The organism is Streptomyces cavernicola, assembly GCF_029968035.1.
Classification (GTDB): Bacteria; Actinomycetota; Actinomycetes; order Streptomycetales; family Streptomycetaceae; genus Streptomyces; species Streptomyces cavernicola.
On record NZ_JASCIQ010000010.1, the window covers coordinates 134,448 to 150,874 of the forward strand.

15 protein-coding genes and 1 tRNA gene are annotated in these 16,427 nt (G+C 71.6%); 7 read left to right on the top strand and 9 right to left on the bottom strand.

The genetic code is table 11. The features are described 5' to 3' along the window. Positions 1 to 191: 191 nt before the first annotated feature. The 7 genes from rho to QIS96_RS11970 form a co-directional block, all read right to left on the bottom strand. Positions 192 to 2,201, bottom strand: coding sequence for a transcription termination factor Rho (rho, locus tag QIS96_RS11940; protein WP_282542473.1), 2,010 nt, complete (start codon positions 2,199 to 2,201; stop codon positions 192 to 194). Positions 2,202 to 2,585: 384 nt separating this feature from the next. Next, positions 2,586 to 3,503, bottom strand: coding sequence for a homoserine kinase (gene thrB, locus QIS96_RS11945; protein ID WP_282542474.1), 918 nt, complete (start codon positions 3,501 to 3,503; stop codon positions 2,586 to 2,588). A 280-nt stretch (positions 3,504 to 3,783) separates the two neighbouring features. Further along, the gene (gene thrC, locus QIS96_RS11950; RefSeq protein WP_282542475.1) at positions 3,784 to 4,860 is read right to left on the bottom strand and encodes a threonine synthase; all 1,077 of its coding nucleotides are present in this window, start codon (positions 4,858 to 4,860) and stop codon (positions 3,784 to 3,786) included. A 7-nt stretch (positions 4,861 to 4,867) separates the two neighbouring features. Then, positions 4,868 to 6,160 (bottom strand): homoserine dehydrogenase, encoded by a 1,293-nt coding sequence (locus tag QIS96_RS11955; RefSeq protein WP_282542476.1) that lies wholly within the window; start codon positions 6,158 to 6,160, stop codon positions 4,868 to 4,870. A gap of 128 nt (positions 6,161 to 6,288) precedes the next feature. Continuing rightward, entirely contained in the window at positions 6,289 to 7,680 is a 1,392-nt protein-coding gene (lysA, locus tag QIS96_RS11960; protein WP_282542477.1) for a diaminopimelate decarboxylase, read from the bottom strand. 13 nt (positions 7,681 to 7,693) lie between these two features. Further along, positions 7,694 to 8,674 carry an ArgS-related anticodon-binding protein NrtL gene (gene nrtL / locus QIS96_RS11965; protein WP_282542478.1) on the bottom strand — a complete coding sequence of 327 codons (981 nt, stop codon included), beginning with the start codon at positions 8,672 to 8,674 and terminating at the stop codon, positions 7,694 to 7,696. A 99-nt stretch (positions 8,675 to 8,773) separates the two neighbouring features. Further along, the gene (locus tag QIS96_RS11970) at positions 8,774 to 9,208 is read right to left on the bottom strand and encodes a response regulator (protein WP_349017379.1); all 435 of its coding nucleotides are present in this window, start codon (positions 9,206 to 9,208) and stop codon (positions 8,774 to 8,776) included. A 213-nt stretch (positions 9,209 to 9,421) separates the two neighbouring features. Here QIS96_RS11970 and QIS96_RS11975 point away from each other — a divergent pair. The 4 genes from QIS96_RS11975 to QIS96_RS11990 all read left to right on the top strand — a co-directional run bounded on the left by QIS96_RS11975 (position 9,422) and on the right by QIS96_RS11990 (position 11,852). Further along, positions 9,422 to 9,493: transfer RNA gene (locus QIS96_RS11975), tRNA-Arg, on the top strand. 271 nt (positions 9,494 to 9,764) lie between these two features. Then, positions 9,765 to 10,424, top strand: coding sequence for a YceI family protein (locus tag QIS96_RS11980; protein ID WP_282542480.1), 660 nt, complete (start codon positions 9,765 to 9,767; stop codon positions 10,422 to 10,424). A gap of 52 nt (positions 10,425 to 10,476) precedes the next feature. After that, a complete protein-coding gene (locus tag QIS96_RS11985) occupies positions 10,477 to 10,854 on the top strand; it encodes a hypothetical protein (protein ID WP_282542481.1) in 378 nt (125 codons plus the stop codon). A gap of 167 nt (positions 10,855 to 11,021) precedes the next feature. Beyond that, on the top strand, positions 11,022 to 11,852 hold the full coding sequence (locus QIS96_RS11990) for a putative protein N(5)-glutamine methyltransferase (protein WP_282542482.1): 831 nt from the start codon (positions 11,022 to 11,024) through the stop codon (positions 11,850 to 11,852). Positions 11,853 to 11,864: 12 nt separating this feature from the next. Here the strand turns inward: QIS96_RS11990 and ku are convergent, their stop codons facing one another. Further along, complete coding sequence (gene ku, locus QIS96_RS11995) at positions 11,865 to 12,899, bottom strand: non-homologous end joining protein Ku (protein ID WP_282542483.1); 1,035 nt, start codon at positions 12,897 to 12,899, stop codon at positions 11,865 to 11,867. A gap of 71 nt (positions 12,900 to 12,970) precedes the next feature. Between ku and ligD the strand changes: the two genes are divergently transcribed. The 3 genes from ligD (at position 12,971) to QIS96_RS12010 (ending at position 15,442) form a co-directional block, all read left to right on the top strand. Further along, positions 12,971 to 13,870, top strand: coding sequence for a non-homologous end-joining DNA ligase (gene ligD / locus QIS96_RS12000; protein ID WP_282542484.1), 900 nt, complete (start codon positions 12,971 to 12,973; stop codon positions 13,868 to 13,870). Beyond that, on the top strand, positions 13,867 to 14,778 hold the full coding sequence (locus tag QIS96_RS12005) for an ATP-dependent DNA ligase (RefSeq protein ID WP_282542485.1): 912 nt from the start codon (positions 13,867 to 13,869) through the stop codon (positions 14,776 to 14,778). The genes ligD and QIS96_RS12005 overlap by 4 nt, the downstream gene beginning before the upstream one ends. A gap of 235 nt (positions 14,779 to 15,013) precedes the next feature. Continuing rightward, on the top strand, positions 15,014 to 15,442 hold the full coding sequence (locus tag QIS96_RS12010; protein ID WP_282542486.1) for a DUF4440 domain-containing protein: 429 nt from the start codon (positions 15,014 to 15,016) through the stop codon (positions 15,440 to 15,442). Between the two features lie 31 nt (positions 15,443 to 15,473). Here QIS96_RS12010 and QIS96_RS12015 read toward each other — a convergent pair whose 3' ends face one another. Then, positions 15,474 to 16,277 carry a nuclease-related domain-containing protein gene (locus QIS96_RS12015; protein ID WP_282542487.1) on the bottom strand — a complete coding sequence of 268 codons (804 nt, stop codon included), beginning with the start codon at positions 16,275 to 16,277 and terminating at the stop codon, positions 15,474 to 15,476. Positions 16,278 to 16,427: the final 150 nt, after the last annotated feature.

Below are 16,427 nucleotides of genomic sequence, written 5' to 3' on the forward strand. Positions count from 1 at the left end.
ACCCCTCTCACCTGCACGATCGGGGTACGGACCGGACCGCGCGCGCCGCCCCCGTACGCCCCTGACCTGTGGCAAAGCTCTCGCGCGCGGCCGTCCTCGTACGAGATACGCGATACGAGATACGAGAAAAGCCCCGCCCCCCGCCGCGGACGAACCGTGACGGGGGGCGGGGCCTTGAGCGCGGGACCTGATCAGTCGTTGCCGTTGCCCGGGGTGGGCGTGGTCTTGGCGATCTGCATCAGGAACTCGGCGTTCGACTTCGTCTGCTTCATCTTGTCGAGAAGCAGCTCGATCGCCTGCTGCGAGTCGAGCGCGTGCAGCACCCGGCGCAGCTTCCAGACGATGCTCAACTCCTCGCTGTTCAGGAGGATTTCCTCCTTGCGGGTGGAGGAGGCGTCGACGTCGACGGCCGGGAAGATGCGCTTGTCCGAGAGCTTCCGGTCGAGCTTGAGCTCCATGTTGCCGGTGCCCTTGAACTCCTCGAAGATCACCTCGTCCATGCGCGAGCCGGTCTCGACGAGCGCGGTGGCCAGGATGGTCAGCGAGCCGCCGTCCTCGATGTTCCGCGCGGCGCCGAAGAAGCGCTTCGGCGGGTACAGCGCGGTCGAGTCGACACCACCGGACAGGATGCGCCCGGACGCCGGGGCCGCGAGGTTGTACGCACGGCCGAGGCGGGTGATCGAGTCGAGCAGGACCACGACGTCGTGACCCAGCTCGACGAGACGCTTGGCGCGCTCGATGGCCAGCTCGGCGACGGTGGTGTGGTCCTCGGCGGGACGGTCGAAGGTCGAGGAGATGACCTCGCCCTTCACCGACCGCTGCATGTCGGTGACTTCCTCGGGCCGCTCGTCGACGAGGACGACCATGAGGTGGCACTCGGGGCTGTTGTGCGTGATCGCGTTGGCGATGGCCTGCAGGATCATGGTCTTGCCGGTCTTCGGCGGGGCCACGATCAGACCGCGCTGCCCCTTGCCGATCGGCGACACGAGGTCGATGATCCGGGTCGACAGGGCGCCGGGCTCGTTCTCCAGGCGCAGCCGCTCCTGCGGGTAAAGGGGCGTCAGCTTGTTGAACTCCGGGCGGCCGCGGCCGGTTTCGGGCGCCATGCCGTTGACCGAATCGAGGCGGACGAGCGCGTTGAACTTCTCGCGCCGCTCGCCGTCCTTGGGCTGACGCACCGCGCCGGTGACGTGATCGCCCTTGCGCAGACCGTTCTTGCGGACCTGGGCGAGGGAGACGTACACGTCGTTCGGGCCGGGCAGGTAGCCCGACGTACGAATGAACGCGTAGTTGTCGAGGATGTCGAGGATGCCCGCGACGGGGATCAGGACGTCGTCCTCGGACAGCTGCGGCTCGTTGACGTCGTCACGGCCGCGACGGCCGCGACGGTCGCGGTAGCGGCCGCGGCGACCGCGCCTGCCACCCTCGAACTCGTCGTCGTCCTGGCGGTCTTGACGGTCCTGACGCCCTCCGCCGCCCTGCTCCTTGCGGCCCTGGCCGCCGCCCTGACCGCCCTGCTCGTCGCCCTTGTTGCGACGGTTGCCGCGGTCGCGGCGGTTGCCGCGGTCACCGCGCTCGCCGCGGTCGCGGTCACGGCCGCGCCCCTCGGCGTTGTCCGCGGCGCCCTCGGCGCGGGAGTCCGCAGCCTCGGTCTTCGACTCGGCCTTGGCCTCGCTCTTCGACTCGGCCTGCGCGTCCGGGGCGCCGCCCTCGGAGGTGACGCGACGGCGGCCGCGGCGCTCACCGGCGGAGTCGTCGCTCGCGGGCTGGCCCGGGATGTCGATCTGCTGCTGAGCGGCCGGCTTCTCGGCGGCCTTCTCCGACTTGGCGGGCTTCTCGGCCTTCTCGGCCTTGGCGCCCTCGCTCTCGCCGGTACGCGCCTTGGAGGTGGCCCGGCGCTTGGGCTTGCTCTCGGTCTCGCCCGTCGACTTGGCGGGGGCGGAACCGCCCGCGGCCTGCGCCTCCTTGATGACGTCGATCAGCTGGCTCTTGCGCATACGCGCGGTGCCCCTGATCCCGAGGCCCGATGCGACCTGCTGAAGCTCGGCCAGCACCATGCCCTCGAGGCCGGTACCGCGGCGCCGCCGCGTGCCGGCCGAAGCACCGGTGGCAGGCGCAGCAGAGGCGTCCGTGGCGGGCGCGCCGGCGGTGTCGACCGCACTGTCGGCAGTCACGCCCATCAGATCGGTGGTGTCGCTCACGAAGGGTCCTTCCCTGGAGCGGACGTCGGCCTGTCTGGCTCGGCGACCGGTTGTGCTGTCCGGCGGGTGCCTGTGTGGTGCGGACCTGCCGGGGCGGTGGTCCCGCCGGAAGTGGCGGAAGAATTCATTGATGACGGCGCTACCCGAATCCGTGACACCGGTCGTGCTGCGTCACTCTGTTCGGTCGCACCGGGCTCCGGAGCGTGGTCAGCGCCGCTCGATGCTTGGCAACGAGCAGTTCGGGGGCTCCCGGAAGAAGGTCTGTCCCCTGCTTACCTGACAGGGACACGAGGCACCACGCCCTACAGGCGTCTGGTGCAGACTTGAGGTTAACACTACCGGATCCAACAAATATTCCCCCTCTCTTGCTCCGGCATTCGCATATCAGGGCGCGAGCGGCAGCACGCTCGCACCGCTTGCGTCGAGGGCGAGACGGTTGGCCGCCCAGCCCTCCCCCGCGAGGAGCGCGACCTTGTCGGCCGTACCGCGCTCGGCAAGGGCGAGGACCGTCGGGCCCGCGCCGGAGATGACCGCGGGGACGCCGTCCGCGCGGAGTCGCTCCACCAGGGCGGCGCTCTCCGGCATCGCGGGGGCTCGGTACTCCTGGTGCAGTCGGTCCTCGGTGGCCGCGAGCAGCAGCTCGGGGCGGCGGGTCAGCGCCTCGACGAGCAGCGCGGCCCGGCCCGCGTTGGCCGCGGCGTCCACATGCGGGACGGTGCGCGGGAGCAGTCCGCGGGCGGTCTCGGTCAGTACCGGCTTGCCCGGTACGAAAACCACCGGAACGACGGAATCGGCGGGGTCCATCCTGATCGCGCGCGCCGATCCGCCCTCCATCCAGGAGAGCGTGAAGCCGCCGAGCAGACAGGCGGCGACATTGTCCGGGTGCCCCTCGATCTCGGTGGCGAGCTCGAGCAGCGCGGCGTCGTCGAGCTTGGCGTCACCGCCTATGGTCACGGCCCGCGCGGCGACGATGCCGGCGCAGATGGCGGCGGACGAGGAGCCGAGGCCGCGGCCGTGCGGGATGCGGTTGGCGCAGACCACCTCGAGGCCGCGGGGCTGTCCGCCGAGCAGGTCGAAGGCGGTGCGCAGGGAGCGTACGAGCAGGTGCTTCTCGTCGCGCGGGAGGGTGTCGGAGCCCTCGCCCGCGATGTCGACGTGCAGACCGGAATCGGCCACTCTGACTACGACATCGTCGTACAGACCCAGCGACAGGCCGAGGGCGTCGAAACCCGGGCCGAGGTTGGCGCTGGTGGCGGGGACGCGCACGCGGACGGCGGCGGCTCGGAATGCGGGACCGGCCATCGCTCGATGACTCTCCTTGTTGAGCTGCGAGTTCGTGATCTCGCAAGGGGAACGACAGAGTACGGAAATACCCGAAGGCCGCTACCGGCGGCACCGCGGCATATGCGGCTTGGCGGGTTCGGTACAGCCTATCGAAGGAAGGTTCTGTGGCGACATAGGGCGCACAGGAGGCGCACGATGCGTGTCGTAAGCCCCCCGTGCACCCCCTGTCAGGGGATACGGGCCATGCCCGAGGTCATACCCCCGGGCACGCGCCGCTCACACCGGTGGTTGCGCGTGATTACGCGAGACCGAGGCGCTCGGCCGCGGTCGCGGCGTCGACCGGGACCGTGACGGGCTGCGGGGCGCCCGCGACCGCCCAGTCCGGGTCCTTGAGGCCGTTGCCGGTGACCGTGCAGACGATCCGCTGGCCCTTGTCGACCTTGCCCTCCTCGGCGGCCTTCAGGAGACCGGCGACCGATGCGGCCGAGGCGGGCTCCACGAAGACGCCCTCGCGGGAGGCCAACAGCTTGTAGGCACGCAGGATCTGACGGTCGGTCACCTCGTCGATGAAGCCGCCCGACTCGTCCCGCGCGGCCTCGGCGAAGGCCCAGGAGGCGGGGTTGCCGATGCGAATCGCGGTGGCGATCGTCGACGGGTCCTTGACGACCTCGCCGCGCACGATCGGCGCCGAACCGGAGGCCTGGAAGCCCCACATGCGCGGGGTGCGCTCGGAGAGGCCGTCGGCCTTGTACTCCTTGTAACCGCGCCAGTAGGCCGTGATGTTGCCCGCGTTGCCGACCGGCAGGACGTGGATGTCGGGGGCGTCGCCGAGGCGGTCCACGATCTCGAACGCGGCGGTCTTCTGGCCCTCGATGCGGACCGGGTTGACCGAATTCACCAGCGCCACCGGGTAGTTCTCGCTCAGGCCGCGGGCGAGCACCAGGCAGTCGTCGAAGTTGCCGTCGACCTGGAGGATCTTCGCGCCGTGCACGAGGGCCTGGCCGAGCTTGCCCATCGCGATCTTGCCCTGCGGGATGAGGACGGCGCTGACCATGCCGGCCTTGCCCGCGTACGCCGCGGCGGAGGCCGAGGTGTTGCCGGTGGAGGCGCAGATGACGGCCTTCGCGCCCTCCTCCTTGGCCTTGGTGATGGCCATGGTCATGCCGCGGTCCTTGAACGAACCGGTGGGGTTGGCGCCCTCGACCTTCAGGTACACCTCACAGCCGGTGAGCTCGGAGAGGACCTCTGCGCGGACGAGCGGAGTGCCGCCCTCGCCGAGCGTGACCACGGGCGTCGTCTCGGTGACGGGGAGACGGTCGCGGTACTCCTCGATGATCCCGCGCCACTGGTGGGCGCCGGCCTTGATGGCGGTCATGGCTTCGTTACTCCCCTTCAACACGCATGATGCTGGCGACACCACGCACGGTGTCGAGCTGCCGCAGAGCGTCGACGGTGCCGGTGAGGGCGGCGTCCGCTGCACGGTGGGTGACGACGACGAGCGATGCCTCGCCGTCCTTACCCGACTGGCGCACCGTATCGATCGATACGCCGTGCTCGGCGAAGACCGTCGCCACCTGGGCGAGCACGCCCGGCTTGTCGGCCACGTCGAGGCTGATGTGGTACCGCGTCACGACCTCGCCCATCGGGCTCACCGGCAGGCGGGTGTACGCGGATTCGCCGGGCCCGGTGGCGCCGGCGAGCTTGTTGCGGCAGACGGCCACGAGGTCGCCGAGGACCGCGGAGGCGGTGGGGGCGCCGCCCGCGCCGGGGCCGTAGAACATCAGCTGGCCGGCCGCGTCGGACTCCACGAACACCGCGTTGTACGCCTCACGGACCGAGGCCAGCGGGTGCGTCAGCGGGATCATCGCGGGGTGCACGCGCGCGGTGACGGACTCGCCGTCGGCGGCGCGCTCGCAGATGGCGAGCAGCTTGATGGTGCAGCCCATCTCCTTCGCGGATGCGAAGTCGGCGGCGGTGACCTCGGCCATGCCCTCGCGGTACACGTCGTCGAGGCGCGCCCGCGTGTGGAAGGCGATGCCGGCCAGGATCGCGGCCTTGGCGGCGGCGTCGAAGCCCTCGACGTCGGCGGTCGGGTCGGCCTCCGCGTACCCGAGCGCGGTGGCCTCGTCGAGCGCCTCCTGGTAGCCGGCGCCGGTCGTGTCCATCTTGTCGAGGATGAAGTTCGTGGTGCCGTTGACGATGCCCATGACGCGGTTGATCTTGTCGCCGGCGAGGGACTCGCGCAGCGGCCGGATCAGCGGGATGGCGCCGGCGACGGCGGCCTCGTAGTACAGATCCCGGCCGTGCTCGTCCGCCGCCTCGTGCAGGGCCGCGCCGTCCTGGGCGAGCAGCGCCTTGTTGGCCGAGACGACGGAGGCGCCGTGCTCGAAGGCGGTGGTGATCAGCGTACGAGCGGGCTCGATGCCGCCGATCACCTCGACCACGACGTCCAGATCGCCGCGTTTGACCAGGGCGGTGGCGTCGGTGGTGACGAGCTCCTTGTCGATGCCCTCGCGCACCCGGTCGGGGCGGCGGACGGCCACGCCCGCCAGCTCCACCGGGGCGCCGATCCGGGCCGCCAGGTCGTCGGCGTGCGTCGTCATGATGCGCGCCACCTCGGAGCCGACAACCCCGCAGCCAAGCAGCGCGACCTTCAGCGGACGCGTACGCATCATCCGACCTCACTTCTCATTACATCTACGGTTGGACCAGTCTCACCCACCGGAACGGAGTTTCTACCCTCGGTCCGGATCCTGAGACGGAAATTTCACGGGTCGGCCGGTGCCGACCCGTCGGACCTCGGTCATCCGACGTCCAGACGCAGGAGATCCTCCTCCGTCTCACGCCGCACGATCACTCGGGCCTCGCCGTTCTTGACGGCGACGACCGGCGGGCGCAGCGCGTGGTTGTAGTTGCTCGCCATGGAGCGGCAGTACGCGCCGGTGGCGGGCACGGCGATCAGGTCGCCGGGGGCCAGGTCGGCGGGCAGGAACGCGTCCTTCACCACGATGTCACCGCTCTCGCAGTGCTTGCCGACCACCCGCACGAGCATCGGCTCGGCGTCGGAGCGGCGCGACACGAGGGCCACGGTGTACTCGGCGTCGTAGAGCGCGGTGCGGATGTTGTCGGACATGCCGCCGTCGACGGACACGTACGTCCGCAGGCCTTCGAGGGGCTTGACGGTGCCGACGCGGTAGAGCGTGAAGGCGGTCGGGCCGACGATGGCGCGGCCCGGCTCGACGGAGATGCGCGGGGTGGCGAGCCCGGCGGACTCGCACTCGCGCGTGACGATCTCGCTGAGCGCCTTGGCGATCTCGTGCGGCTCGCGCGGGTCGTCGTCCGAGGTGTACGCGATGCCGAGGCCGCCGCCGAGGTCGATCTCGGGCAGCTCGACGCCGTGCTCGTCGCGGACCTCGGCGAGCAGCTGCACGACGCGGCGGGCGGAGACCTCGAAGCCGGCCATGTCGAAGATCTGCGAGCCGATGTGGCTGTGGATGCCGATCAGTTCGAGGCCGTCGAGGTCGAGGGCCCGGCGGACGGCCTCGGCGGCCTGGCCGCCGGCGAGCGCAATGCCGAACTTCTGGTCCTCGTGGGCGGTGGCGATGAACTCGTGGGTGTGCGCCTCGACGCCGACGGTGACGCGGATCTGCACGCGCTGGCGCTTGCCGAGCCGCTCCGCGGTGTGCGCGACCCGGGCGATCTCCTGGAAGGAGTCGAGCACGATGCGGCCGACGCCGGCCTCGACGGCCCGCTCGATCTCCTCGGCGCTCTTGTTGTTGCCGTGGTACGCGATGCGCTCGGCGGGCATGCCCGCGGCGAGGGCGGTGGTGAGCTCGCCGGCGGAGCAGACGTCGAGGTTGAGCCCTTCCTCCTGGAGCCAGCGGACGATCGCGCGGGAGAGGAAGGCCTTGCCCGCGTAGAAGACGTCGGCCTCGGTGCCGAAGGCGTCGCGCCAGGCGCGGCAGCGGGCCCGGAAGTCGTCCTCGTCGAGGAAGTACGCCGGGGTGCCGAACTCCTCGGCGAGGCGGGCGACTTCGATGCCGCCGACGCTGACGGCGCCCTCGTCGTCACGGGCGACGGTGCGGGACCAGACCTTCGGGTCGAGGGAGTTCAGGTCGGCGGGCGGCGCGGTGTAGTGACCCTCGGGCAGGACATCGGCGTGACGGGGCCCGGCGGGGTGTGCGGAACGGCTCATGATGCGGTCTCTCTCACAGATGTTCGGGTGCGCTGATGCCGAGCAGGGTCAGGCCGCCGGCGAGCACCGTCCCGGCGGCTTCGGCGAGCGCGAGCCGGGCGCGGTGGGCGGCCGAGGGTTTCTCGTCGCCGAGCGGCAGGACGGTGTGCTGGTACGCGAGCAGGGCATCGGCCCCGCCCACCAGGTGCCGCGCGAGCCGGTCGGGGGCGCGGTGGTGGGCGGCGGCTTCGAGTACGGCGGGGTGGTCGGTGAGGAAGGCGTGGAGCGGGCCGTCGGCCTCGCCTGCGCCGGGCTCGGGGCCGAAGCCGAGGTCGGCGGCGTTGCGCAGCAGGGCGCGTACGCGGGCGTGGGCGTAGCGGACCCGGAACAGCGGGTTGTCCTCGGTCTGGGCGAGCAGCTCGTCCGGGAGGCGCGGGGTCTCCTGCGGCGGGGTGCTCAGCAGGGCCCAGCGGGCGGCGTCCGCCCCGAACCGCTCGAACACGTCGCCCGCGCTGCGCGGCAGGGGTGCGACGCGCAGCGCCTGGTCCCCCGCGGGGACGACGCCGGCGCGCGCGCCGAGGGCCCGCAGGAGCCGGACGACGGTGTCGGTGACGATTCCGGCGCGCAGCTCGTCCACGGGCGCGAAGCGGAACTCCTGCCCGGCGAGCAGGTCCCCGCGTCCGTACGCCGCGCGCTGCGCGAGCACGTCTCGTACGACAGCGCTGTGGTCGGTGGCGGCAAGGGTGAAGTTCAGGAAGCCGGGGCCGGTGATCTCCACGTCTGCGATGCCCGGTTCGCGGGCGAGTGCGGCGGTCAGGACCTCGGCGACCTCGCGGGGCGGGCGGCCGGCCGGGCCTGCGAGCTGCAGCGCGACGTTGGAGGCGAAGTCCCCGCGTCCGCCGGGCCGCGGCCGCTCGATCACGACGCGTGCCGGGACGGCCACGCTCAGCCGCTCGTCCTCGACAGCGCGGCGCACGGCGCGCAGCACGGTACGGGAGAGATCGCTGGGGGTCACGGGTCAAGCGTATGGGAGGAGGGGGGTGGGTAGGCGAACCGGTTTCTGCGTCTTCTTGCGATGTGGACGCTCGGGCCCGCGCCCGTCCGCGCCCCCGGGTCAGCGGCGGGTGCGCTCCGCGGGGCCTTCCGCGCGCTTCCGCTTGAGCTCGCCCTGCCGCCCCTTCTCCCTCAACTGCCGTACGACCCTGAGGAGTTCGGACGGCTCGAAGGGCTTGCTGAGGAAGGCGTCGACGCCGACGGAGAGGCCGCTCTCCACCTCGTACCGCGTACAGGCGCTGATGATCGCCACCGGCACGTTCTGCGTCGCGGGTTCGGAGCGGAGCCGCGCGGCGGTGCGCAGTCCGTCGAGGCGGGGCATCACCACGTCGAGGGTGATCACGTCGGGGCGCACGTCCTCGACGACGTCCAGGCACTCGGCACCGTCGGCCGCGGTCACGACCTCGAAGCCCTCAAGTTCGAGATTGACCCTGATCAACTGCCGGATCACCTTGTTGTCGTCGACGACAAGGACCCGGCCGGACGCCCCTGGCACATATCGAGAGTAGGACCGCAAGGGGTTCCGCGTCCGGGTTTTCCCTACTTCCGCCCCGCAGGGGGTACGGCCCCGCGGGCTCGGCGCGGGGAGCCTTCACGGAGCCCCTGCGCACCCGCCCAATACCCGTTCCTGGCCACCCCCGTGGAGCTGGTAGGGTTCTACCCGTCGCCGCGCTCAGCGCCCGACAGGCCCGGTTTCAGGACCGGGCACGCCCCCGTAGCTCAGGGGATAGAGCAACGGCCTCCGGAGCCGTGTGCGCAGGTTCGAATCCTGCCGGGGGCACTCCGGAAATCAAGCCCTGATTTGCAGAAATGCAAATCAGGGCTTTTTTGCGCGCCCATGCCCGCGCCGCCGCTCCGCCGGCAACTACTAAGCGTGACCAGCCCGCGCCCCAACGTGCCCGCAGGTTTTGCTGATCTTGTGCTTCTTTCCAGGTGAGGCCATGGAAGACGGACGTCGTCGCCCATCTTGATCCGTCTTGAGCCGCAGGGTCTCCGTAGGGTCTACGCGGGGCGTGTAACAGTGAGTAACTAGACCCGAAGGAGACGGCCTCATGGGCATCTTCAGCCGTCGTCAGAGCGCCACCGCCGAGCGGTCCCGGACCGGTGGCTCCCGTACGACTGCTCCGCAGGCTGCCGCCGGCGGTGTCGCACTCGATCCCGCTCTTCGCGCGCTGACCGGACAGTGGACGATCGACCGGCCGCACAGCCGCATCGGGTTCTCCGTGCGGCACGCGATGGTCACGACCGTCCGGGGCGCGTTCGGCGAGTACGACAGCGCCCTGTACTTCGACGGGGACGAGCCCTCCGAGTCCCGGGCCGAGATCGTCATCCAGGTCGGGAGCGTCGACACCGGGGTCGAGCAGCGGGACGCGCATCTCGTCGGCGCGGACTTCTTCGACGCGAACCGCTTCCCGGAGATGTCGTTCCGCTCCACGTCCGCCGTCCACGAGGGCGGGGAGACCTTCCGTATGACGGGGGATCTCACCATCCGCGACGTGACCCGGCCGGTCGACCTGCAGCTCGACTACCTCGGGTCGGTCCTGGACCCCTTCGGGTACGAGCGCGCGGGCTTCGACGGGACCACCACCATCGACCGCACCGACTGGGGCCTCGTCTACAACCAGCGGCTCCAGGCGGGCGGCACGATGGTGAGCGAGAAGGTCCGCCTCCAGTTCGACATCTCGGCGGTCCGCACCTCGGCCGCCGCGTAGGCCTGTCGGGCAGGAGCTCGGCGGGAGGGCGGCGGTCTGCGACGCTTGGCGCATGCTGCTGCCGCCCTCGCGCGAGAAGACCGAGCTCCTGGAGGTCGTCCGCATCAGTGATCCGGCGGGGGCTCTGGGCTCGGAGCGGCTCGTCGGCGACGACGTCGCGATCTGGGACGGCGAGGACGCCCGCCGGGCGATGGACCTGGTGGACGCCCTGCCGGACGGCGTCAAGCACCGTTGTTTCACGCCGGGTTGGGGCCTTCGGGCCCACAGTCGCACCGAGCTGCTCTTCGAGGTCGCCTTCTGCTTCCGCTGCCACGGCGCCCGCATCTGGGCGGACGGCCTTCCCGTGGAGCGGCAGTTCCAGGACTTCGACGCCGAGAGCGGGGTCGCGCTTGAGCTCGTGCGGCTGTTTCGCGGCTGCGGTTCTTCCTGACCGCCAACTCCCGGTAGGGTTGCGGCTCCACGCAGTGCGTACGTACGAGGAGGTGAGAACCATCAACGCTGCAGCAGGTTGGGTGCTCTCGCCTCGTGATGGTGTGGTTGCCGGACGGCGGTGACCTGGGAGTGCCCTTTCCCTTCGCGTAAAGGTGCTTGTCTCTCATGTCTCTCACGGGTTCTGTCCCCCACTCCCCCTCCTCTCTTTCTTTTGACGGTGCTCTTCTCGACTCCGTCGTCGTTCGGCTGCGGCGGGCCGGTTGTGTGTTCGCCGAGGACGAGGCCGCGCTGGTCTTCTCCGTCGCGCGGGACGAGCGCGAGGTCGGCGTCATGGTCGAACAGCGCGTGCGCGGGCTGCCGTTGGAGCAGGTCGTCGGGTTCGCCGAGTTCTGCGGGCTGCGGGTCGGCGTCGAGGCCGGGGTGTTCGTGCCCCGGCGGCGTACCGAGTTCGTCGTGCGGCAGGCGCTCGCCGTGCTGCCCGAGCAGGGCGTCGTGCTCGACCTGTGCTGCGGCAGCGGGGCGCTCGGGCTCGCCGTCGCACACGGCGGGCCGGTCGGCGAGCTGCACGCCGCCGACGTCGACCCCGCCGCCGTCGCGTGCGCGCGCCGCAACCTCGCCGAGGCCGGCGGGCAGGTGTACGTCAGCGATCTGTACGCGGGGCTGCCCGCGCGGCTGAAGGGCCGGGTGGACGTGCTCGTCGTGAACGCCCCGTACGTACCGAGTGCGGAGATCGGGCTGCTGCCGGCCGAGGCGCGGGAGTACGAGCCGCTCGTCGCGCTCGACGGCGGGGGCGACGGCGTCGAGGTGCAGCGGCGGGTCGCCGCGACGGCCGGTGCGTGGCTCGCGCCCGGCGGCCGGCTGCTCATCGAGACCAGCGAGCGGCAGGCCGAGCGGACCGTGCGGGCCATGGCGGACGGCGGGCTCGGCACGCGGGTCGAGGAGTGCGAGGAGCTCGGGGCGACCGTCGTGATCGGGACCGCGCCCCCTGCCCGCTGAACCTCAACCGCCTTACGCCGACGTCCTCTTGCGCGGCGTCGAGGTCGACTTCTTCGCCGCCGTCTTCTTCGTCCCCGCCTTCTTCGCGGTACTGGAGGAGGACGAGGACTTCTTGGCCGCCGTGGAGGTCGACTTCTTCGTCGAGGACGACGTCGTCTTCTTCGCGCCCGAGGCCGTGGACTTCTTGCCGCCCACCGCCTTCGGCGTGGGCTGTGCCTTCTTGCGTGTACGGCTGATCGAGGTGACCTTCGCCGGTTCCTCGTCCTCGCCGCGGGCCTCCTGGGCCGCCTTGACCGAGCTCTCCAGGGCGGCCATCAGGTCGATCACCTTGCCGCCACCGGGGGCCCCTTCGGGGGCCTTCACCGGTTCCGTGCCCTCGACCTTCGCGGAGATCAGCTCCTCGACGGCCTCGCGGTAGTCGTCGTGCAGGGTCTCCAGGTCGACCTCGCCGAGGGTCTCCATCAGGGCGTCGGCGAGGTCCAACTCCGCGTCGCGGACGGTCACATGGGTGTCGGGGGCGACGTCCTCGGGGGCGCGGATCTCGTCCGGCCAGAGCAGTCCGTGCATGGCGATCACCTCGCCGACGACGCGCAGCATGCCGAGGCGCTCGCGACCGCGGAGGGCGAACTTCGCGACGGCCACCTTGTTGCTGCGCTTGAGCGCCTCGCGAAGCAGCGTGTACGGCTTGGCGGCCGGGACGCCGTTCGCGGCCAGGTAGTAGGCGGCATCCATCTGGAGCGGGTCGATCCGTTCCTGCGGGACGAAGGCGACGATCTCGATGGTCTTGGCCGTGGGGATCGGCAGCGCCGCCAGGTCCTCCTCCGTGATGGGGATGATCGAGCCGTCGGCGTCCTCGTACCCCTTGCCGATCTCGGCGGACGAGACCTCCTTCTCCTCCAGTTCGCAGACCTTGCGGTAGCGGATCCGGCCGCCGTCGGTGGTGTGGATCTGGCGGAAGGAGACGTTGTGGTTCTCGGTGGCGTTCACCAGCTTGATCGGGATGCTGACGAGGCCGAAGGAGATGGCGCCGTTCCATATGGATCGCACAGTGAGAACCCCTTACCTGCTCCGCAATGTCAGCATTCGCCCGCTATGTCCGTACGGGCCATCCTCATCGTATGACGCCGATCACAGAGGTGGAGGGGCGGCGGCTCGCGCTCACCAACCTCGACAAGGTGCTGTATCCGTCCGTCGGATTCACCAAGGGCGAGGCGCTGCACTACTACGCGACCTGCGCCGGAGCCCTGCTCGCGCACCTCTACAACCGCCCCGTCTCGTTCCTCCGCTTCCCCGACGGGCCGGACGGCCAGCGCTTCTTCACGAAGAACGTCCCGCCCGGCACGCCCAGCTGGGTCCGCACCGCCGAAGTGCCCCGGCGCAGCGAGGAGGGCACCGCGACCTACGTCCTCGTCCAGGACATGTCGTCCCTGATCTGGGCGGCCAATCTGGTGACGGAGTTCCACACCCCGCAGTGGCAGGCCGACTCCCCCGGGACGGCCGACCGGATGGTGTTCGACCTGGACCCCGGCGCGCCCGCGACGGTCGTGGAGTGCTGCACGGTGGCGCTCTGGCTGCGCGAGCGCCTGGCGGCGGACGGGCTGCACGTCTACGCGAAGACCTCCGGCTCGAAGGGCCTGCACGTGCTCGTGCCGATCGAGCCGACGCCGTCCGAGAAGGTCACCGCGTACGCGAAGGAGCTGGCCATGGAGGCCGAGCGGGAGCTGCCGGGGCTCGCGCTGCACCGGATGACGCGGAGTCTGAGGCCCGGCAAGGTCTTCGTCGACTTCAGCCAGAACGCGGCCGCGAAGACCACCGCCACCCCGTACACCCTGCGCGCCCGCGCCGAGCCGACCGTGTCCGCGCCCGTGACCTGGGAGGAGATCGAGGGCTGCGCGGAGCCGGGCGAGCTGTCGTTCCTCGCCACGGACATCGCGCCCCGGCTCGACGCGTACGGGGATCTGCTCGGGCCGCTGATCAACCTCAACCGGGCGCGGAAGCTGCCGCGGGGCTTCCGGTGACGGCGGCTCCCGTGCGGCCGCCGGTCCGAGTCGCGCTCGCCGAGTCCGTGGCGGAACTGCCGACCGAAGGGCCGTGGGCGTACGAGCCGAAGTTCGACGGGCACCGGCTCGTGCTGTTCCGGGGCGCGGACGCGGGCCCGCGCGGGGTGCTGCTTCAGGCGCGGTCCGGGCGGACGGTGACCGGGGCGTTCCCCGACCTGGTCGAGGCGGCGCGGGCGCTGCCGGAGGGGACGGTGGTCGACGGCGAGGTGGTGGTGTGGACGGAGGGGCGGATCGACTTCGCGGCGGTGCAGCGGCGGGCGGCGGCCACGCCGGGCCGCGTGCCCGAGCTTGCCCGCACGCTTCCCGCTTCGTACGCGGCGTTCGACCTGCTCGCCGACGCGGGCACGGACCTGCGCGCGCGGGCGTACCGGGAGCGGCGCGAGCGGCTCGTCGCGCTGCTCGCGCCGCTCGGGCCGCCGCTGCAGCCGGTGCCGATGACGACGGATCCGGAGCTCGCCGGGGTCTGGTACGAGTCGCTGCGCGCGACCGGCGTCGAGGGACTGGTCATCAAGCGGCTCGACCAGGCGTACCCGAGCGGCCGGCGGGCCTGGCTGAAGCTGCGGCACAGCGACACCCGGGACGCGGTCGTGGTCGGCTTCACCGGCGGCCGGGCGCGGCCGCAGGCGCTTGTCCTGGTGCTGCCGGGGGACGACGACCCGCTGCTCTCAAGCCCGCTGGCCCCTGCGGTGCGGGCGCGGGCCGCCGAGCTGCTGCCCGCGCCGGACGGGGAGGCCGGGATGAACGCGATCGGCTTCGGCGACATCACGTACCGGACCGTTCCGCCGGAGCTCACGGTCGAGGTGCGGCAACAGGCGACGCGACACCGGACGGCGGCGGTGGTGCGGTTCAGGGGCGGGGCGGAGTGAGGTTTCCGAGGCCAGTGAGGGCTTGGGGGCTTGGGGGCTTGGGGGCTTGGGGGCTTGGGGGCTTGGGGGCTTGGGGGCTTGGGGGCTTGGGGGCTTGGGGGCTTGGGGGCTTGGGGGCTTGGGGGTCATTAATCAAGTTTGACCAATGCCCGCGTGCGGCATACGTTCTCCGTACGAGTAGTCAAGCTTGACCAATCTGTCCGCCGAGCCGTGACCCGCCCACCGGAGGAGCCGCATGACCGTACTGCCCGACACCGGATACACCCCCACCGCCGAGGACCGGGCGAGCCTGGACGCCTGGTTCGCCGAGTACGACGCCGCGAGCGCGCGGCGGGACGTGGAGCGCATGGCCGACCTGGCCGCCTTCCCGCTCAACCTGGTCAGCGACGACTCCGCGGGCGACGGCCGGTCGGCGCAGTGGGACCGCGAGCAGTTCGTGGCGACCATGACCCACGTCATGGGCGACGGGAGCGAGGACATCGCTTTCGAGTCCGTACGCACGCCGGTCTTCCTCTCCCCCGCCATGGCCGTGGTCTTCACGGACTCGACGATGACGACGGAGGGGCGGAGCACGCAGCTCAGGTACGCGGACGTCCTGATCAGGCGCGGTGGGACGTGGGCGTTCCAGACGATGCTGCAGGGCGGCTGGGGCGACAGCCTCTAGGCCCGCCCCCTGTGCGCGATCAGGCCCGTGATCAGGCCCGTGACCAGGTGTGCCGGTCGCGGGCCTGAGCGTAGAGGGCGTCGACGTCGGCGGGCTTCAGGAGTCCGCCGCCCGCGGCGAGGGCCGCGAGCTCTACCGCCGGTACGACGCGGACCTCGCGCGAGGCCCTCGCCAGGTCGATCCGCGCGGCCTCGAACACCGCCAGGACCGGGCGCACTTCGACGGTGAGGGCGAGGGACGCCCGCTCCGCGTCGTGCGCGAGGCCGCGGAGCAGCGGCTGCGGCTCGGCCCGGCCGACGGCGACGTACGGCGCCTCGACCCGCACCCGGCGCTTGCGCGCGTACAGGCTGCGCAGGCAGTAGAGGCCTCCGGGGCCGATCAGCAGGTGATGCAGCCGGGCGCCGCCGGGGAGCGGTACGGAGTGCAGGGTGCGCCAGCCCGCGCCGTCGAGCCGGTCCAGGGCCTCGCCCACGGCCTGCTCGGCGGCGAGGCCCTGGCGGCGCGGGTCGGCGCGGAGCCGGTGGGGCGCGGCCGGGTCGCGGTCGAGGTCGACGAGGAGGGCCTCGCCGGGGCGGTTCGGGGCGAGGTCGTCGTCCGGGTGCAGGGCGAGTCCGGCCAGCTCGGCGGCGGTGGGCAGGGGCGGCGGGCCGACGGTGACGGGGCCGGTGAGGTACGGCGCGAGGGCGTCGAGGACGCTCTGCCTGCGGTCCTCGCTCAGCAGATGGACGCGGCCGGTCGCGCGCTCGTACCAGGCGACGTTCCTGCCGTCCGGCAACAGCACGTGGTAGAGCTCCCTGCCGTGCCGTCGGGTCGGTACGACGCGCAGTGCGGCCATGGTCCACTCACCCCCACGACCATGGGAACAGCTGCGGGGCGCTCGGGCAACAAAGGGCCGGGCAACAACGGGTCGGCGGTGAGGGTCAGTTGGCGGGGCCGGTACGCCCGGCTCGGCCGCTCTCCGAGCCGCCCGCGGCGCGGCGGCGCA